We start from the raw sequence: 19,616 nt of genomic DNA, 5'->3' as shown, positions 1-19,616 counted from the left end.
GCGCACACAAAAAAGCCGCACCGGTCATCCGGTGCGGCAAAGCGGAGGTTGGCGAACGGGAACCGGCTCAGTCGCTGGCCGGGCTTTCCTTCATCGCCGCGTTCATGCGGCGACGCAGCACCGGGCCAACCACGTAAGGCAATATCAGGCTCAGCCCGGCAACGAGCCAGAAACACTTCGCCAGAGTGCTTGCCCAGAGAATGCCCCAGTCACCATCTGACAACACCAGGGCATGCCCCAGGTTTTTCTCCATTTCCGGTCCGAGCAATAGCCCGAGAATAATCGGCACCACCGGAATTTCCAGTTTGCGCAGGAAATAACCCGCCACGCCAAACGCCACCATGAAATACAGGTCGAAGGCGCTGTTGCTGATGGAATAGATGCCCACGAAGGCAACCATGGTCACAATGGGCAGCAGGTACATGGGCGGGACCGACAACAGGCGCACAAAGAAGCCGACCAGCGGTATGTTGAGCACCAGCAGCAGCACATTGCCAATCAGCAGGGCGGCAATCACCCCCCAGACAATGTCGGCGTTCTGGGTAAACATCAGTGGGCCTGGCGTGATGTTCAGTGAAATCAGCATCGCCAACAGCACCGCCGTGGTACCGCTACCCGGTACACCCAACGTCAACATAGGCACAAGCGCGCCCGAAGAAGCACCGTTGTTGCCCGCCTCAGGTGCGACCACACCTCGGATATCGCCCTCACCGAACGTGCCCTTCTTGCCGATCACGCTCTTTTCGAGGGTGTAGCTGATAAAACTGCCCAGGGAGGCACCGGCACCTGGCAGCACGCCGGAAATAAACCCGAGCACACCACCTCGCAACTGGGTAGGAATGGTGGACACCAGTTCCTTGAACGTGAGCGTCAGCCTGCCCACATTCATCTTCTTACGCCCGCCGCCCATGCGCGACTCGACAAAAAAGAGCAGTTCCGAAATGGCGAAGAGGCCAACAATCGCAAGGATGAAATCAATACCCTCGTACAATTCCAACACACCGAAGGTGTAGCGTTGCGTACCGGTGGAGATATCAATGCCCACGGTGGAGATCATGATCCCCAGGGTAGCGGCAATCACCGTCTTCATCGGGTTCTTGCCGGTAATACCACCCAGGGTGGCGAAGGCCAGCAGGAACAGCGCGAAATACTCCGCCGGGCCGAAACTCAAGGCGAATCTCGCCAGCACAGGGGCAAGCATGATTAGCCCAATGGTGCCTATCAGGCCACCGGCAAAGGATGCAATGGCCGAGATCGCCAGAGCATCTGCAGCCCTCCCCTTTTGGGCCATGGGATAGCCATCCAGGCAGGTCATCATCGCCGGTTCGTCACCAGGTATGTTGAGTAGGATGGAGGAAATACGACCGCCGTACATCGCACCGGCGTATACCGACGTCAGCAGAATCATGGCAGTTTCCGGCGGTAGACCGAGGGTAAATGCCAACGGGATGAGAATCGCCACACCGTTTGCCGGCCCCAGGCCGGGCAAACAACCAATCAGGGTGCCAACGAACGCGCCGAAGAGCGCAAACATCAGGTTGTACGGTGTCAGAGCAACCGCAAAACCTTCCATCAGAAAACCGAGCGTTTCCATCAGTTCACCTCCAGAATGCCAGCAGGCAAGCTCAGCGCCAGGCCATAGTTGAACAGCGCAAACACCACCACCGCGCTGACCAGACCCGTTAAAAAGGCATTCTTGGCGGGGGCGCCCATACGCCAGCTAAGGGTACCAACCGCCAGGGTTGTCGAGATCACAAACCCCAGGGGCTCAAGCAGCATCGCGTAGACCACCAGCACGACCAGCGACACCACCAGCTCCAGCGCGGACCGGCCCAGCGGCCACTGGGCGTCGGGGTCCGGCTTGACCATGAGATAGATGCTACCGGCGACCAGAACCACCGCAAGGATGGTTGGGAAGGTTTCCGGCCCAACGGTTTCCGCGCCGCCGAACGGCTCGGGCCACTGCTGTGCAACCCAGCCGTAGGCCACCGCCAGAACCATCAGGCCCAGGCCAAGAAGCCGATCACCCAAACCTGTCATTTCAGCAGTCCTATTTCGCGGGACAGGTTCTCGATGTCCTGTACCTGTTGCTCGACAAAGCTGTCGAACTCATCTGCAGGCGGATGGAACGGAATGAGACCATTGGCCTTCATCACCTTTTTCCACTCCTCACTGGCATACAGGGTATCGACGGTCTCGACCCAAAACGCTTTGGACTCACTGGAAGCTCCCTTGGGCATGTAAAAACCGCGCCAGTTCGGGCCAACGGCGTCAACGCCCTGCTCTTTTGCGGTCGGAATATCGGAAAATTCACCCGGCAGGCGCTCGTCGGCCAGCACGGCCAGCACACGAAGGTCGCCCGACGACAGGAAGCCGGTGACCTCGGAGATATCACCGGTGAAGGCGTCGACCTGGCCACCGACCACCTGGGTCATGGCTTCACCGCCGTTGTTATAAGAAAGGTACGGAATGGAGGGCAATTGATCGGCGCCTGCCGCCTTCGCGGTGATCAGGACCTTCAGGTGATCCCAGCCCCCCCGGGCACTGCCACCGGCGAATTTGACCGATTTCGGGTTCTGCTTGATCGCCTCCAGCAGTTGATTCAGGTTCTCGTACCGCGAGTCCTTACCCACGGCAATAACACCGTAATCAGCACCCAAAGCACCGATCCAGGTCACCATATCGGCATCCAGGCCGGGGAACTGTTTCTGGGCCAGGCGCGTGGTGGTTGCCGTTGATGCCGCTACAATCAGTTTGTCATCTTCAGCGCGCTTGCTGACGGTGTGGGCGTACGCAACACCGCCACCGGCACCGGCCATATTAATGGTCTGCACGGTGCCATCAATAAGGCCAAGGTCCCTCATCACATTACCGGCACTACGACAGGTGAAATCCCAGCCGCCACCGGGGTCCGACGGGGCGATACATTCAACTTTACCGGAGGGTTGCCATGCCATGGCATTAAGGCTGAAAGCCGCTGCAGCGATAAACGACAGGCTTCGTTTGATAGTCATGATTGTCACCTCAGTCTTGTTTTTGTGATCGCTTCCGAGGAATGGCCGGCGTTCGGGGCCAACGGAAAGCGTTACAGGACAGAGGTTAAAGTTTCACCAATACAGCCAGAAGTTTGTGCGCGTAATGCCTTTAAAGAAACTAAAGAACGTTTCGTTCATAAAATTCACGGGCAATCGTAAAGCGGGTGTTTTAACCTGACTGCATAATGACAACAAACCAATCATTGCTGACAACGTGTTCCGAAAAACCAAACTCAAAACCCGGATGATCCTCACGCTCGGATTCGTCAGCGCTGCGCAGACGATCCTCATTGGCGTGTTTGCCGGCTATTACCTCAGTGACTCCCTGTTCGATGAGATCGGGCAACGGGCTCTCATGGTTTCGAAGACCGTCGCGGCCGCTCCCTCGGTGATCGAGGGCGTACGCCAGCGCGATATTGATGAGCTGAACCGGCTGGCAAGCCGTCTGGCCCGCACCAATGAAGCACTATTCATTGTGATCGGTGACCATCAGGGCATTCGCCTGGCACACCCCTCCCCTGATCGCCTCGGCCATTCCATGGCCGACGACGACGGCGACAAAGGGCTGGTCGCGCTCGTTGATGGCGAGGCCTATGTGGCACGAGCCACTGGCAGTCTCGGCGAGTCCATGCGAGGCAAGGCCCCTGTGATTGAGCCGGATACCGGCGATATTATCGGCATTGTCTCGGTGGGGTACGGCGTCGATCAGGTGGATGCCACCATCAAACGCTACAGCTTCGTACTGTATACCGTGGTTGGCCTGACACTGCTGGTCAGCATCGTCATCGCCATGGTGATCGCCGGGCGTTTCAAGCGGGCCATATTCGGCCTGGAACCCGAAGAAATTGCACGTCTGTTTCAAGAGCGGGACGCCACGTTGCAATCCGTCAGGGAAGGCATCATCGCCATCAACCGCGACGGCGTGATTACGACTTTCAACCGAACGGCCCTGGAAACCCTTGGCATTGAACCCGACACGCCACTTTCAGGTCGCCCCATTCTGGACGTTCTGCCCGAAAGTGACCTGCTGTCGGTACTCGAATCCGGCACGCCGGACTTTGACCGCGAGGTCTGGCTGCGAAACCGGCAAATGATCGTCAACCGGTTACCTGTGCGCCAGGGTGCGGACATTACCGGTGTTGTGGCCAGTTTCAGATTGAGAGACGAGGTGGATCAGGTCAGCCGACAACTGACCCGCATACAGCAGTACGCAGATATCTTACGAAGCCAGACTCACGAATACTCGAACAAGCTGCATACCATCGCGGGGTTGATCCAGATCGAAGCCTATGACGACGCCCTGAATCTGATCGGTAGCGAAGTCAGCGACCACCAGGCACTGATTCAACTGCTGCTGGAGGCCGTCCCTGATCCGGTTATCGCCGGTTGCCTTATGGGCAAGTACAACCGCGCCCGGGAGATGGGACTGGGCTTACAGATCGACGCCGAAAGCCGCATGGTGGACATACCCGCCGACATGCCGCGGGATCAGCTGGTAAGTGTCCTCGGCAACCTCATCGACAATGCCCTCGAAGCCACCCGCCACCAGACGGGCGAAGGAGGACGGGTTCAGCTATCCATGACGGACCTGGGGCATGAACTGATCTTCGAAGTCGAAGACCAGGGGCCCGGTATCCCGGAAGACTCACAACAGAAGATCTTCGAGAAAGGCGTGACCACCAAGCAAAGCACTGAAGAACACGGTTATGGCCTGCATCTGGTGCGTCAGTTCCTGAATCGTTGGGGCGGCTCCATCACGGTGGAGAACCTACCGGGTGTGGGTTCGCGATTTACCCTCTACCTTCCGAAAACCAGTCAGGGGAGTGACAATCATTGAATACCCTTCGAATCCTGATTGTTGAGGACGACCGGCAGATCGCCGAAATCCAGCGGCGGTTTGTTGAGCGACTCCAGAATGTGGAGCTGTGCGGCATCGCCCACAGCCTGGGGGATGCCCGTGACCTAATTGACGTTATGGCCCCCCAACTGATCCTGCTGGACATCTATTTTCCTGACGGCAATGGGTTGGATCTGCTGCGCGAACTCCGGGCACGGGATAGCAGCAGCGACGTTATTCTTATCACCGCCGCCAAGGAGGTGGAACCGCTCAAGAGTGCCCTGCGCGGCGGTGTCTTCGACTACATTCTCAAGCCTCTGGTTTTTGAACGCCTTGAGGAGGCTGTCAACCGTTACCGAGAACACCTACGACAACTGTCTGGCCTGGTGCAAATCGCCCAGAAAGAAGTCGACGCCCTGCTGCCCAGAGGATCAGGCGAAACCCGGCAACCCGTACGCTCAGAAAGACTGCCCAAGGGTATTGATAGCATTACGCTGGATAAAATTCGCGAGGTGGTTTCATCCGGCCAGTGGAGTGCCGAGGAAGTCGGCCACGCCATGGGCGCGTCACGGACGACAGCGCGGCGCTACCTCGAGTTCCTCGTTGGCCGGGGGGAGTTAACCGCGGAAGTGACCTATGGCAGCGTCGGCCGCCCCGAACGGCAGTATCACGTCTAAACCCATGCCTGGGGGATCAATCCCGAAACTGCGCCTTGTCCAGCCCGTACTTCTTCATCTTGTCGTACAAGGTCTTGCGAGCAATGCCGAGCTGGACCATGGTGTCCTTAATGCTGCCGTGACAGGTATTGAGCGCGCTGACAACGGCTGAACGCTCAAAGTCGTCCATCATTTCGGACAGTGTCTGGCGCCCGGACACATTGGCGGTAACGGAGGAATCGTTTTCATCCAATGCCGCTGGCCCCAGCAGAACGTAGCGTTCGGCCAGGTTCCTTAACTCCCGGACATTCCCCGGCCAGCTATGTTGCATCAGACGCGCGGCCTGGCTGGCATCCAGGGGAATGCTCTCGCGGTCGTAGCGGGCGGCGGCAATCAGCACGAAATGGTGGAACAGCACGGGAATGTCGTCCTTGCGCTCGCGCAGCGGCGGAATATCCAGCTTCACCACGTTCAGCCGGTAGTACAAGTCGGCACGGAATTCGCCTTCATCGCTGAGGTGCTTGAGGTCAGCCTTGGTGGCGGCGATTATGCGGACATCCACGTTCTGCACCTGGTTGCTGCCCAAGCGTTCCACACGTTGCTCTTCTAGCACCCTCAACAACTTGACCTGGAGGGCCATGGGCATGCTCTCCAGTTCATCCAGGAACAGAGTGCCCTTGTGCGCGTATTCGATTTTCCCGATGCGGCGTTTGTCCGCCCCGGTAAAGGCACCGGCTTCATGGCCGAAAAGCTCGCTCTCAATCAGGTTCTCGGGCACCGCACCGCAGTTGATGGCAACGAAGTTGTGGGTGCTTCGGGGACTGTTCTCGTGGATATAACGCGCCAAGGCATCCTTCCCCGCACCGGTCTCGCCGTGCAACAGGATATTAGCGGAGATATCCAGCACCGGATCGATGGTTGCCATCACCTTCTGCATACCAGCTGAATCCCCCAGGATTCGAGGACCAGGCCGGGCCAGGTGCTTCAGTTGGGCTTTCAGCCGCCGGTTTTCCAGTGCGAGGTGGCGCTTTTCCAGGGCGTGGCGAAGCAGCTCCAGGAGCTCGTCGTGATCAAAGGGTTTCTCGATAAAATCATAAGCGCCTTGCTGCATGGCAGTAACAGCCGTACTGATATCGCCCTGCCCGGTCAGGATAATCACCGGGATGGTTTCATCCATGGCGCGAATCCTGTCGAGCATTTCCAGGCCATCCATTCCCGGCATGTTGTAATCACATAGCACTACGCCCTCATAGTCCTGCGTAATGTTTTCAAGGCCGGACCGTGCATCCTCGAAACACGCAACAGACAAATCCTCTAGTGTAAGGGTCTGCGCAATGGCCCGGCGGATATGCGGGTCATCGTCCACAAAAATTACCGATGCCTCTGTCACTCGGTGGCCTCCCGCTTTCTGAGTGCTAATACGAACTCCGCGCCCGGTCCGTCATTCCGGTTACGCCCCGTCAGGCTGCCGCCCAAGGCATCCACGATCTGTCGGGATATTGACAGGCCCAGGCCCAACCCCTGCTTCACCGATTTGGTGGTGAAAAATGGCTCGAAGATCCTCTCCGTGCTGCCCGGCAGGCCAGAACCATTATCCCTCACAAGGCAATACCAATGCCCGCCATCCTCTTCCACATCAATGGTAATTTCCGGCCGTTCGGTGCCTCCGACTGCCTGAATGGCGTTCGCCACCAGGTTCACCATGACCTGTTCAATGCGGATCAGGTCTCCGTGGCACTGCACCGGTTGCTCCGGGCGGTGCCATTGAATGGAGATATCGGATCGACTTTCCTGGGCGGCCATGATCTTCAGAGCGCCGTCGACCGATTGCCGCAAATCAACCAGTGCAGGTGGCCCTTCCGATTTGCGGGCGAACACCTTGAACTGACGGGTAAGCTCCGCCATTTTGTCACACAGGGTGATGATCTCTGAAAGGTTGGCATCCACCATCTCCGTTGCCCCCTTCTCGAGAAACCGGCGGCTGTTGCGGGCATAGGTCTGAATCGCCGTCAGCGGCTGGTTGATTTCATGGTTCAGACCCGCAGACATCTGGCCAAGCACGGCAAGCTTGGCTGCCTGGATCAATTCATGCTGGGTTTCACGAAGCTCATCGCGGGTTTTTTCCCGCTCGCGGATTTCATCCAGAAGTTGCTGATTGGAGCGCTCAAGCTCGGCCGTTCTGATGGCGACACTGCGCTCAAGCTGTTCTCCCCTGAGCGCCAGTTCAGCCTCACGTCGGTAACGCTCCCGCAAGTACAGAAATGCGAATAGAGCAACCACGAAGATCGCGGTACCCGCCGCCGCAAACCCAAGTCGAGTCCAGACAACAGAGCGGGTACTGACCATCACCTGAAGGTTCCAGTCCAGCCGTGGCAGGGGCGTTCGCACCCTCAAGTATTCGCGGCTGTCGCCATTGCCGTGAATGCGAATGGTGCTGGCTTGACCCGACAGCCCCCAGGGCGTGCCAAGGCTGTCATAATCTATCGGAGAGAGCTCTCGGTCGGGGTAGCGCTGACGCAACGACTCAGAGGGGCGAACGCCCTTATTGCCCGTGAAGTTCCGGTAGAGCCACTCAGACTTGCTGGACAGGAAACTGATGCCGCTATCGTCCAGAACCACCATTTCCGAATCCCTTAGCGATGCCGGTCGGCGCCACTGCGATTCCAGTTCCTGGACCAGCACTTTCATCGCGATGACGCCCAATATCTCGCCGTTCTCGCCAAGAACCGGGTGGGAAAAATACAGACCACGAACATCGGACATTACGCCAAGCGCAAAGTAGATCGCCGAGCCGCCGGTTGTCATGGCGTTCTGAAAATAGGGCCTGAAATCGAAATTTCGGCCCACGAAACTGTCCTCGCGCAGGTAATTGTTGGCCGCGATCGTGGTTCCCGACGCATCCATCAGATACACATCTGAACTGCCAACAATGGTTGCCATTCGCTGCATCTGATCATTGGCCCGCAGAAGGGTGTCGGGATCACCTGGAGACGCCAGCGCCTTTGCCAACAGAGGGTGTTCCGCCATCAGCTCGGGGATAGGCATATACCGGTTCAGCTCATTGGCAACGAGCTGACGATAACGAAAAGACTCTTCCACGCTCTCCTGCTCTACCTGCTGGTACCCATACCAGCCCCCCAGCGTCCACGAGAAGGCCAGCGTCACCACAAACACAAGGAAGACAATTATCCGGTAGGCCATAACTCCGGTTCCAGAAAAACCGTTGAAAGCCGCTACAGTATAGTTCTGCTGGAGCAAGGGCAATCGAGTTTCCGTTCGAAAGTCCCGCCCCAGGCAGTTCAGCGGCTGCTGTTCAGGTGCTTGCCGGGCGGAGTTTGTTCTGACGTTGCGCCAGGAAAGCCACTACCGCCAGTGCAATACCCGTCAGGTCGGTCCACAAACCTCCCTCGATCATCAGCAGCGCCGCACCAATCAGCAAGAGGCGCGTCACCACGCCCGCCGAGGCACGGGCAAACCAGCCCAGCACACCGCCGGACAGCATGTACACCCCAAAGAGCGCGGTAACCAGTGCACGAGCGATATCAAACCAACCGGCATCCATCAACAAGGCACCGTTGTAGAAGAACATGAACGGTACGATGAACGCCGCGATACCGATGCGGAAGGAGGCCACGGAGGTTTCCATCGCATTCGCACCCGAGATTCCAGCAGCGGCGTATGACGCCAACGCAACCGGGGGCGTAATAGCGGACACGACCGCAAAATAGAACACGAAGAAATGCGCCGTGAGCGGCTCGATGCCCAACTGGACCAGGCCCGGCGCCACCACCGATGCAGCAACCGCGTAGGCAGCTGTGGTCGGCATACCCATACCCAGCAAAATGGAAATAAACATGGCGAAGATCAGCGCCAGCAACTGGCTGGCCTCGGCCACATCCAGCAACAAAACAGAGAACCGCGCGCCGACACCGGTCAGGGAAATAACGCCCACGATCACACCGGCCGCGGCACACACCACAATAATCTGGATGGCCATGTAAGACGCGACTTCCAACGCTTCGAGAATCTTCCGTATGCCCATCTTGTTGGGCGAGAACCAGCTGACAACAGCCGCAGACACCGTTGCAAGTGTACCGGCCCGTATCACCGAATAGCCCATGAACAGGGCCGCAATCAGGATGATAATGGGCACGAACAGGTAGCACTGCTTGATCATCTTCTTGAGCTGCGGCAGTTCATCATCGCGCATGCCACGCATGCCGGTCTTCGCGGCTTCAAAATCCACCATAAAGTAAACAGAGGCGAAGTACAGGATCGCCGGAATAATCGCCGCAATGGCAATCTCGGTATACGGGATACCGGTAATCTCGGCCATGATGAAGGCACCCGCCCCCATAATCGGCGGCATGATCTGCCCACCCGTTGAGGCTGCGGCTTCCACTGCGCCTGCGGACCGCTTGCTGTAACCCACCTTTTTCATCAGCGGAATAGTCAGGGAGCCGGTGGAGACCACGTTGCCGGCGCTGGTTCCGTTGATCATACCCATCAGGCCGGAAGCAAAAATCGACACCTTGGCCGGGCCACCCCGGGTGCGGCCCGCCGCGGCGAAGGCGAAATTCACAAAATAGTCGCCCACCTTTGACGCCTGCAGGAAGGCGGCAAAGACGATAAACAGGATGATATAAGTCGATGAAACGGCCGTAGTCGGGCCGAGGATACCGGCGTCGGTATAAACCTGACTGAAAAAGCGCTGAACCGACAGGCCCGGGTAACCCAGGAAGCCGGGCAGATAGGGGCCCAGGAAGACATACACCAGGAACACCAACCCGATGATCACCAGGGCCAGGCCGGCTACCCGGCGAGTCAGCTCCATGATAAGGGCGGTACCCGCAATGGCAGAGAATGAAATACCGACCGGCGCAAACGAGGTGCCCGTGGACATACGCATGGAGGTGTTATAAACCACCAGGAAGTAGGCGGCGACCGCCACCGAACACACAATCAGCACCAGGTCCGGCACACTGAAACGGGAACGCTCTCGCTGATGGAACCAACTCATCACAATACCCAGCGTACTGGCGACCAATAGCGGCCAACCGAAATGCCAGGTTTCAAGGTTAACTGGAATTCTTTGCGTGCCATCCAGAATCATCTGGTGGAACGAAAATGTCTGGTACAGCGCATACACCGCCGGCACCATGGCCACGGCGCCGATCCAGGTGGTCCAGCGGTGACGTGCGGGCCCCTCTTCTGCGGACACAAAACGGGCACCGGCAAACAGGATGAAGCCCAGTACCAGGGCGCCCGCAATGTGCACAATCCGGAAAGACCAGGTCTCCAACGGCGCGATGTTCAGGCTGTATAGATGAAAAGCCGAATAGGCGATGGCCATCAACGTCACGAACTTCAGCATCCCACCTTCAAACAGGCGGCGGTTGCCAGCGACGGGCTCTTCGTCAACATCGTGGGCCAGGGTGTGGTCATCGCCGATGTCGTTCACCGGGTATTCTTCGGGGTGTTGTTTGTCAGTCATGATAGACCCTGCTCACGGGAAAACGGGGCCGGCGATGTGCCGGCTTTGCTCTGGAGGGCCACCACCGTGGCCCTCCACCACACACGATGGTTATTGATTGATCTTGCTATCTTCGATCGTGTAGCCGTTTTCGTTGAACCAACGAGCAGCGCCGGGATGCCAATTCAGGACATTGTTTTTCTTGTAGTTTTCAGGGATTGAGTTTTTGGCAGCCTTGTGGATAGACACCATCTTGTCGTTGTTTTCCATGGTCAGCTTGGTGATTTCATACACAAAGCTCTCCGGCATGTCACAGTTCACCATGGCAAAGTTCCACATGGAGACCACGCGGGACGGCTCACTCAGGGACTGGTAGGTGCTGGCTGGAATGGTGAACTCCGAGACCGGGAAATTCTCAGTCACCTTCTTGGCCTCTTCGTCCGTCATGCCGATGATGGTTACGTCCGTCTGTACTTCCAGTTGGCTGACCGCAGGTATCGGAATGCCTGCCGCAAAGGCCACCACGTCAATCAGGCCGTCCTGCAACTGCCCACCCAGATCAGACCAGCTACCGTTGCGGCGCTCGAAATTGACACCCAGGGTTTCCATGATACGGGGGAAATAGGTGTCGGATGTGGAGCCTGCGGGTCCGAAACCAATGGTGGCGCCGTCCGGAATATCGGAGATAGACGTAATCCCGGAACTGGACAGAGCCGTGACGGAAAACGGTGTTTCATACATGGGGAACATCGCACACACGTTGTCCATTTTCATGCCCGGTGCCAGTGGGCTGTTACCGTCAATAGACTCCTGCGCCGGCCCCATCGTAGTCAAACCAAATTTCAGGTCGCCGGTATGGACCAGCGCCATATTCTGCATCGGTCCACCGGTGATTTCGGCACCGCCGGACACGCCCAGGTTCTCGGCCACAAAGTTTGCCCATCCGGATCCATACGCGAAGTAGGTTCCCCCCTGACTTGCAGTACCGACCGTGAAATTGTCCGGCCAACCAGACCGGTCTTGTGCAATGACGGGACTGGTGACGGCAAACGTTGAGGCAAATGCCATGGCAATGACGGATTGGGTTTTCATAGAGAGTGCTCCCGTTTCGTTGTGTTTGTTGGGTGCTAGAACGGAGCCCAGCAGGTTCCGGTTGGACACTTACAGCAACGAACAGGAGCAACTAGCAGGCCAGATATGGTAAGAATTTGATTTTATGAGACTTTTTAAATAAGATCGAAACGGATAGAGAGATAACGGGTAATGTTCCACACATTGCCAGAGGGGTAATGGGTGGTCATCCACCCATATCACACGACACGGATCGTGTGATCAGGCGTTGCCCTATTTACCGGAACTCGAATAATTCTCCCAAACCAGGATGGCCGCCGCCAGATCTTCAAGCGAAACACCCACGGATTTAAACAGGGTAATGGCATCATCCCCGCTGCGGCCCGTATGCGTACCACTTGCCAGTTCAGACAACTCCGCCTGAATCTTGTCCATGCCAAAAACGCCGTCATTCACAGCGAAGTGCAGATCCCCTGCTTCGCCTTTAGCGCCGGCATAGGAGTCAACAAAGACGTCAGAACGGGCAACGCATTCGCTGTCAGTCTCCCTCATATCCTTCCGGAATGCCCCCACCAGGTCCAGATGCGTTCCGGGCTTTAGCCATTTGCCCATAATAATGGGTTGTGTTGAAAGCGTCGCCGCACTGACGATATCCGCCTCTGGAACCGCCGATGCCAGGTTGTCAGTAGCGGTAACGGACTCAAACACCACCTGTCCGTTGCTGTAACCCGAGTACGTCCGGGCGAGGTCCTGAGCTTTACTCAGGTTGCGGCCGTACACCACAACCCGGCGAATCGGCCGCACCGAAGCGTGGGCTTCAATCAACATTGGCGCCAGCTTCCCGGTACCCACGACGACCAACGTCTCGGCATCTTCACGGGCCAGATAGCGGGCTGCCAGGGCGGAGGCTGCAGCAGTGCGGCGGCGGGTCAGCTCACTGCCATCGATACAGGCCAGGGGTTGGCCTGTGGCGCCGTCGCTCAGCAGATAGACGCCGCTGATGGCTGGCATGCCATGATTCGCGTTCTGGGGAAAAACGTTCACCATCTTCACACCAAGATAGCCCGGCTTTTTGTCCCGGTCTTCCCAGGCCGGCATCAACAGCGTCGTGGCATCTCCGTCTTCACGCTCGACGGAATGATGGTGGCGCGGTGGTGTCACAATCCCACCCGTAAACGCTTTTCCCAACTGATCAATAAGAGCCTTCCAGGACAGGTGCTCGGCGACAGCTTCAGGGTTGACGATTTGCATGCTTTGTTCTCCCGATACAGTCGAGTGTAGGCGTTCTGGCGCTAGTGTTTACCATCGCCCCTGCAACGTTGCGACGATACGCCGCCCGCCAGCCCGATCCCGGTGTTCACAGAGGTAAACCCCTTGCCAGGTGCCAAGCGCCAGGCGGCTGTCATTCACAGGAATGGTCAGCGACGGGCCTACCAGAATACTCTTGATATGCGCAGGCATGTCGTCCGGGCCTTCCATAGTGTGCTCATAGTGGGGAGCGTTCTCTGGCACCATCACGTTGAAATGGCGCTCCAGATCGCCGCGCACGTCCGGATCGGCGTTCTCGTTGATGGCCAGGGAGGCGGAGGTGTGTTGTATAAACAGGTGCAATAGCCCTACCTGGCAGTTCTGCAGGGCCGGCGCCTGAGCCAGGATTTCATTGGTAACCAGATGAAAGCCCCTGGGATGAGGCGCCAGTTCGATAGTAGTCTGATCCCAGATCATACCCAACCTCGTCTCTATTTCTGTCGGTCGTCCCACGGGTGAACGGGCACCACGTCGTCGCCCACATCACCCTCGTAACTACTGCGGAAATAATCCATGGCTTTTTCTGCCTCGCTAAGCTCGTCGAATCGGGCAATGTGATAGATTGCCTCGCCTTCATTCACCAGCGGAAGATTATTCACACAGATGACAATGCCGGAACAGGGCGACGTGACGGCGGTTTCCGACTCGCCGAACGGATCGGCCACCATGGCCAGCCTCTGACCTTTCCGCACCTTCTGGCCAAGACTGGCAACCGGGCGCATGATGCCATCGGTATCAGTGCGCACCCACTGCGAGTTTGCAGCTGTTTCTGAGCGTTTCCTCGGGGCCTTGGGGCCTTTCTTGGCGGGAATCATCTCCAGTTCCCGCATCACGCGGATGACCCCTTTCACGCCACTGGAAATAACCACATCGTCAAATCGGAGGGCTTCTCCGCCCTCGAAGGTGACCACCGGAATATCCTGGGAGTCGGCGTAGGCACGAAGGCTGCCCTCCCTCAGGCTGGCGTTGATGATAATAGGCGCACCAAAGGCTTCCGCCATACGAATGGTTTCCGGATTCTTGAGCTCCGCACGAATCTGCGGCAGGTTGAACCGGTGTATGGCGCCCGTATGCAGGTCAATAATGTGGGAGACATTCTCCATGATCTGCGTGCGCAGCAGGTAGGCGATGCGACCACCTAAAGAGCCGGTTTCACTTCCCGGGAAGCAGCGGTTCAAATCGCGACGGTCCGGGAGGTAACGGGTACGCTGAACAAACCCGAAAATATTGACAATGGGAACCGCCACCAATGTCCCCCGCAAATGCCGCAGGGCCGAGTTGGTCAACACGCGGCGCACAATCTCTACGCCGTTGATTTCATCCCCGTGTATCGCTCCGCAGACCATGAGCACTGGCCCGCTCCGGCGGCCATGAACCACTTCAACGGGAATATGCAGTGGCGTGTGGGTATAAAGCTTGGCAACCGGAATCTCAACAGTCTGTCGGGTGCCAGCCTTGACCTCGTGACCGGCAATAACAAACGGCGCCCGAGCAGCCATGTCAGCCCCTCCCCTTGGTGCGGGTTTTCCAGGGCTTCTGGTTTTTCTCGGTCCAGTTAATGATCATGCCAGCCACGTTTTTGTTGGTGGCATTTTCAATACCTTCCAGGCCCGGTGAGGAGTTCACTTCCATAACCAGGGGCCCACGGCTGGAACGCAGCAGATCCACACCGGCCACGTTCAGGCCCATGGATTTTGCCGCCGTGATGGCCGTTTTTCTCTCTTCGGGGGTTATCCTCACCAGCGAGGCCGTACCGCCCCGATGCAGGTTGGAACGGAACTCGCCTTCCCCGCCCTGGCGCTTCATCGCCGCAATCACCTTGTCACCAATCACGAAACAGCGAATGTCAGCGCCACCGGCTTCCTTAATGAACTCCTGTACCAGGATGTCTGCTTTCAGCCCCATGAAGGCCTCAATGACACTTTCCGCCGCTTTGCGGGTTTCGGCCAGCACCACGCCAATGCCTTGGGTGCCCTGCAGCAATTTGATAACGACCGGGGCGCCACCCACCATCTGCAGCAGTTCCGGCACGTTGTCCGGCTTATTAGCAAAGCCGGTCACCGGCATACCAACCCCCTTTCGGGCCAGCAACTGCAACGAACGCAGCTTGTCCCGTGAGCGGGTAATAGCCACGGACTCGTTGACTGGGAAAACGCCCATCATCTCGAATTGCCGCAACACCGCCGTCCCATAGAAGGTCACAGACGCGCCAATACGAGGGATCACCACATCGAAATCTTCCAGGACTTCCTCGTGGTAGTGAATGCGCGGGTCGGCGGAGGTAATATTCATGGAGCAATGCAGGCAGTCAATCACCTTCACTTCGTGGCCCCGGTTGATACCCTCTTCCACCAGTCGACGTGTTGAGTAGAGGTGACGGTTACGCGACAGAATCGCAATCTTCATTTTTTCGTCCTTAGGGCCGGCTCGCCGGCAAGATAGGAGCATTCAGGGAGAACAATGGCGCGCCTGGCCATTGCTGTTCGACCAAGCAGCATACGGAAACGCATGGAGTCACGGTTAGTCAGTGTCATTTCGATAGGCCACTCGATGTCGCCGAGCACCAGGCGAGTCTCTATCACCAGGCGCAGTTCTTTATGACCACCGGAGTCTGAGACGTTGCGCTCATCCAGAACCGCCGCATCGCACTCCACCACATGATGTAGATCGTTCTGAACCGGGTGCACCCAGAAGCGGACTCGGCGCTCGCCACTCTCAGTGTAGGGTTCGGTACGAAAGGTGTGCAGGCATGAGGTGCGGGCACCGGTATCCACTTTCGCCTTGATCCGGGAAATGTCGAACTCCGGCAAGGCAACCCACTCGCGCCAGCCCAATGCCAGCTTTCCGTCTGTGTCCGGCACCGGGCCGGCTTTCGAGGCATCATCCATTCTGGTCGGCATCCGGGCCTCCCTTGTTGGTTGTGGTTTCCGGCCGAAGCAGCTCCACCCGGAAGGGCTCGGAATGGCTTCCAGCATAAATACTCGTATGAGGGAAGGGTATTTCAATACCCTCCTCATCAAGCGCTTTCTTGATGGCAACCATCATCTGGCTTCGGCCTTCCAGCACCTTGTTGCTGGGCACCCAGAAAGAGAACTGCAGGTCCACTGAGGATGGACCAAATCCGGTCACCAGTACAAATGCCCTGGGCTCTTCCAGACTGGCACTGTTCAGTCTCGCGAGTTCCAAAAGCAGTTTTTCTACCCGTTCCACATCCTCCGCATAGGCAATACCCACCGTCAGGTCCATGCGGCGGATGGGAAAGCGTGAGCGATTGACTACTCGGGTCTTGATCAGGGTTTCGTTGGGTATACGGACATATAGATTGTCCGGCGTGCGCAACTTTACGCTCAGCATATCAATGGACACCACTTCACCAATGGTGTTTTCGACTTCAATAAAGTTACCAATCTCAAAGGGCTTCTCAACCAACAGGAACAGGCCGCTGATCATGTTGGAAGCGGACGTCTGGGATGCGAAACCAATGGCAACGGTCAGTATACCGGCGGCGCCCAGCACCACGTCGAGAGAAAAGCCGGCTTCGCGTAACGCGGCGACAAAGAAGATGGCCAGTACGACATAGAAAACCAGCCGCCTCAACATCACCGTGTGGTGCCGTGACGCGCGGTCCTGCATAAATCGGGTAACACCACGGGCCGCAAAGGAAGCCAGCACAATGCCGAGAATAAGCAGGAACAGAGTACTGATCCACTTACCCCAGGCGATGGCACCAAAAAACTGCATCAGGCTGCTTTCAAACTGCTCAATCAAGGAGGTAACTCCATTCACGGGTTCAATATCGACAGCCGACCGGTGTTATCAGCCGAATATGCGATCGTAGGCTCTTACCAGCCCACCACGGTTGGTGTGCTCCCGTGCCGGCGAAATCATTTCACACTGGCCGGCGGCGGCAATCAGCGATTGATCAATCTTCAGGCGCGCTGAATTCATGTCGGTTTCGCAGGTCACGGTCACGCGTGGCGTCCAGAGCTGCCCTTTGTCATTGCGATGCAGAGACAGCAACGGAGTTGGCAGGTTGAACCGCTCCAGCAGCAACGGTTCCTGGCGCTCGTTGACGATACGCACGGGCGTAATTGCCCGCCAGGGACGCTTTGGCACCGCCTCGAGCACCAGGCGTGCAAACGTGGCGGCGGAGTAGCACAACTCGCCTTCCATGGTGGTCCTGCCAACCCAGGTCAACGAAGGGTCCGCCAGCGGCAGTTCCATCAGGTGGGTGCCTTTATTCCCGGCCTGGATTCGCATCCACAGGAGCGTGCCAACGTAAATGGTGCACTCACTCTCGGCAGGGATGGTCAGGGGCTGGTAGGGACGTATCACCGTGGCAAGGCTGGACATCGCTGGCAGGTAACTAACCCGGCTGCCATCGTCCGGCCGAACAAAACGCTGAACCCCCAGATCCGCATCGGGTAGCGTGTGGGTTACCCTTTGCTGCCAACGCTCCTGATTGTCGTCTTCGGGCATACGCTGGTAGCGGATCAGCCATTCCTGATCCAGCAGGGTTATCCAGATTCGGGTGTGGCTGAGCTCGTGGTATTGCGTGTGCCCGGGTTCCAATGTGTAAGGCGTTGCCCAGTGGCCATCCTGCATCGTTCGCTGTGTGTCCAGACTCGTCGTCATTCCGGCCCTTTGTCCATAAATTCTTCCATTAACTATAATCCAATCAGCACGTTCCAGCGAATATCCATCCGTAACCGTCGATCCGCCATCAATTTCAGGAAGTTCAATGACTCAGCTCGTATGGTTCCGAAATGATCTGCGCGTTGCCGACAACGCTGCCCTTACTGCAGCCTGCAAGCAACAACAACCGGTGCGGGCCTGTTTTATCGTAACTCCGGCTCAGTGGCAGGAGCATGATTGGTCCCCGGCGCGGGTTCAATTTGTACTGGACCACGCCAATGCGCTGTCGGAAGAACTGGCGAAACTGGGCATCTCCCTTTCATTCATGACCGCAACCACTTTCGCCGACAGCGTTGAAAAACTGCAAAATTTCTGCAGGCGAGAGAGTATCCGGCATCTGCATTTCAATGAGGAATACGGAGTTAACGAAAGGAGCCGCGACAAGGCCGTAAAACACACCCTTGATGATATTGGCGTAGCGGTGAATAAATACCGGGACCAGACGGTAGCGCCTGTTGGCACGATCCTCACGCAACAGGGTGAGCCCTATTCCGTGTTCACCCCGTTTTCCCGTCGGTGGCGAAGCTGGATCGATGAGGCGCAGCCAACCCTCTTTCCCATTCCCAAGCCTGTCAGTGAAGCTGTTGAGCCTCCTCAATATGAGGGCCTGCCAAAATGCTTCGACAATCCGCCACTCCGGCTTGTTGAAACCGGAGAGGACGCTGCCCACCGGCAACTGGAGCAGTTCCTCGACGACCACGGCGGGGACTATAAGGATCTGCGCGACCTGCCTTCCGTAGATGGTACCAGCCTGCTCTCCCCTTACCTGGCCAACGGGGTGCTTTCCGGCAAACAGTGCCTGATTGCCGCCCGCCAACAGCAAGGTATGGGAGGCAACCAGGAAGGCCTGGCCACCTGGAGCAACGAAATCGCCTGGCGGGATTTCTACATAAATATCCTTTACCACTACCCCAGGATTAGCATGCACCGGGCGTTCAAGCCGGAGACCGAGTCACTGCAATGGAACGCACCCGGCGAGAACTTCGAAGCCTGGAAGGCCGGAAACACCGGCATCCCCATTGTCGACGCCGCCATGCGCCAGCTGAACCAGACTGGTTGGATGCACAACCGCCTGCGCATGATCACGGCCATGTTCCTGACCAAGAACCTGTTCATCGACTGGCGACTGGGTGAGGCCTATTTCATGTCAAAACTGGTGGATGGCTTCCTGGCCTCCAACAACGGTGGCTGGCAATGGAGTGCGTCTACGGGCACTGATGCGGCGCCCTATTTCCGGGTGTTTAATCCGGCCACTCAGAGTGAGCGGTTTGATCCGGATGGCGAATTCATCCGCAAATACGTTCCCGAGATCGCAAAACTGGACAACAAGCGTATTCACCAGCCTTGGATTGGCGGTGTTATTCCCGGTGGGTATCCGCGGCCGATTGTTGACCTGAAAGAAAGCAGAAAAGAGGCGATTGCTAAGTTTCAGGCCCTGAAAAATTAAGGCGCCGGCTTCGGCGTCGGGAGGAAGCGGCCGGCAGGGGGGAGGTTCTGCCAAAACACGCTGTGAATACGTCCGTGTACGCTCGGCTCCGCCA

Annotated in this window: 17 protein-coding genes; 3 read left to right on the top strand and 14 right to left on the bottom strand. The window is 57.4% G+C overall.

The genetic code is table 11. The annotated features are described in order from the left end of the window. Positions 1-67: 67 nt before the first annotated feature. The 3 genes from AC0B60_RS00480 to AC0B60_RS00470 are packed head-to-tail and all read right to left on the bottom strand — an operon-like array spanning position 68 to position 3,014. On the bottom strand, positions 68-1,594 hold the full coding sequence (locus AC0B60_RS00480) for a tripartite tricarboxylate transporter permease (RefSeq protein ID WP_465083185.1): 1,527 nt from the start codon (positions 1,592-1,594) through the stop codon (positions 68-70). Then, a complete protein-coding gene (locus tag AC0B60_RS00475) occupies positions 1,594-2,040 on the bottom strand; it encodes a tripartite tricarboxylate transporter TctB family protein (RefSeq protein WP_465083183.1) in 447 nt (148 codons plus the stop codon). The genes AC0B60_RS00480 and AC0B60_RS00475 overlap by 1 nt, the downstream gene beginning before the upstream one ends. Beyond that, positions 2,037-3,014 (bottom strand): Bug family tripartite tricarboxylate transporter substrate binding protein, encoded by a 978-nt coding sequence (locus tag AC0B60_RS00470; RefSeq protein ID WP_465083181.1) that lies wholly within the window; start codon positions 3,012-3,014, stop codon positions 2,037-2,039. Before AC0B60_RS00470 ends, AC0B60_RS00475 begins: the two co-directional genes overlap by 4 nt. A gap of 235 nt (positions 3,015-3,249) precedes the next feature. Between AC0B60_RS00470 and AC0B60_RS00465 the strand changes: the two genes are divergently transcribed. Both AC0B60_RS00465 and AC0B60_RS00460 read left to right on the top strand, forming a co-directional pair. Then, complete coding sequence (locus AC0B60_RS00465) at positions 3,250-4,872, top strand: ATP-binding protein (RefSeq protein WP_465083180.1); 1,623 nt, start codon at positions 3,250-3,252, stop codon at positions 4,870-4,872. Beyond that, on the top strand, positions 4,869-5,549 hold the full coding sequence (locus AC0B60_RS00460; RefSeq protein WP_465083178.1) for a response regulator: 681 nt from the start codon (positions 4,869-4,871) through the stop codon (positions 5,547-5,549). Before AC0B60_RS00465 ends, AC0B60_RS00460 begins: the two co-directional genes overlap by 4 nt. 16 nt (positions 5,550-5,565) lie before the next feature. Here the strand turns inward: AC0B60_RS00460 and AC0B60_RS00455 are convergent, their stop codons facing one another. The 11 genes from AC0B60_RS00455 to AC0B60_RS00405 form a co-directional block, all read right to left on the bottom strand. Next, a complete protein-coding gene (locus tag AC0B60_RS00455; protein ID WP_465083177.1) occupies positions 5,566-6,918 on the bottom strand; it encodes a sigma-54-dependent transcriptional regulator in 1,353 nt (450 codons plus the stop codon). Continuing rightward, positions 6,915-8,729 carry a sensor histidine kinase gene (locus tag AC0B60_RS00450; RefSeq protein ID WP_465083175.1) on the bottom strand — a complete coding sequence of 605 codons (1,815 nt, stop codon included), beginning with the start codon at positions 8,727-8,729 and terminating at the stop codon, positions 6,915-6,917. Before AC0B60_RS00450 ends, AC0B60_RS00455 begins: the two co-directional genes overlap by 4 nt. Before the next feature lie 112 nt (positions 8,730-8,841). Beyond that, a complete protein-coding gene (locus AC0B60_RS00445) occupies positions 8,842-11,022 on the bottom strand; it encodes a TRAP transporter permease (protein WP_465083173.1) in 2,181 nt (726 codons plus the stop codon). Positions 11,023-11,112: 90 nt separating this feature from the next. After that, a complete protein-coding gene (locus AC0B60_RS00440; RefSeq protein WP_465083172.1) occupies positions 11,113-12,093 on the bottom strand; it encodes a TAXI family TRAP transporter solute-binding subunit in 981 nt (326 codons plus the stop codon). 252 nt (positions 12,094-12,345) lie between these two features. Further along, positions 12,346-13,323 (bottom strand): bifunctional Delta(1)-pyrroline-2-carboxylate/Delta(1)-piperideine-2-carboxylate reductase, encoded by a 978-nt coding sequence (gene lhpI, locus AC0B60_RS00435; RefSeq protein ID WP_465083170.1) that lies wholly within the window; start codon positions 13,321-13,323, stop codon positions 12,346-12,348. 48 nt (positions 13,324-13,371) lie between these two features. After that, positions 13,372-13,797: a secondary thiamine-phosphate synthase enzyme YjbQ gene (locus tag AC0B60_RS00430; RefSeq protein ID WP_465083168.1), complete on the bottom strand. Its 426-nt coding sequence runs from the start codon at positions 13,795-13,797 to the stop codon at positions 13,372-13,374. A 14-nt stretch (positions 13,798-13,811) separates the two neighbouring features. Then, positions 13,812-14,879, bottom strand: coding sequence for a succinylglutamate desuccinylase/aspartoacylase family protein (locus tag AC0B60_RS00425; RefSeq protein ID WP_036204041.1), 1,068 nt, complete (start codon positions 14,877-14,879; stop codon positions 13,812-13,814). Between the two features lies 1 nt (position 14,880). Next, complete coding sequence (gene rimK / locus AC0B60_RS00420) at positions 14,881-15,786, bottom strand: 30S ribosomal protein S6--L-glutamate ligase (RefSeq protein WP_007154434.1); 906 nt, start codon at positions 15,784-15,786, stop codon at positions 14,881-14,883. Further along, positions 15,783-16,268, bottom strand: coding sequence for an ATP-dependent zinc protease family protein (locus AC0B60_RS00415; protein ID WP_465083904.1), 486 nt, complete (start codon positions 16,266-16,268; stop codon positions 15,783-15,785). The genes rimK and AC0B60_RS00415 overlap by 4 nt, the downstream gene beginning before the upstream one ends. Then, positions 16,261-17,121 carry a mechanosensitive ion channel family protein gene (locus tag AC0B60_RS00410; protein ID WP_465083903.1) on the bottom strand — a complete coding sequence of 287 codons (861 nt, stop codon included), beginning with the start codon at positions 17,119-17,121 and terminating at the stop codon, positions 16,261-16,263. Before AC0B60_RS00410 ends, AC0B60_RS00415 begins: the two co-directional genes overlap by 8 nt. Before the next feature lie 75 nt (positions 17,122-17,196). Further along, positions 17,197-18,015, bottom strand: coding sequence for a hypothetical protein (locus AC0B60_RS00405; protein WP_465083165.1), 819 nt, complete (start codon positions 18,013-18,015; stop codon positions 17,197-17,199). 106 nt (positions 18,016-18,121) lie between these two features. On the opposite strand from AC0B60_RS00405, the gene phrB reads away from it, so the two are divergent. Further along, positions 18,122-19,522: a deoxyribodipyrimidine photo-lyase gene (gene phrB / locus AC0B60_RS00400; RefSeq protein ID WP_465083164.1), complete on the top strand. Its 1,401-nt coding sequence runs from the start codon at positions 18,122-18,124 to the stop codon at positions 19,520-19,522. The last annotated feature ends 94 nt before the right edge of the window (positions 19,523-19,616 follow it).

It is taken from the genome of Marinobacter sp. V34 (assembly GCF_055524115.1).
Note: the sequence above shows the minus strand (reverse complement) of the source record. Positions and strands in the feature narration are given on the sequence as shown.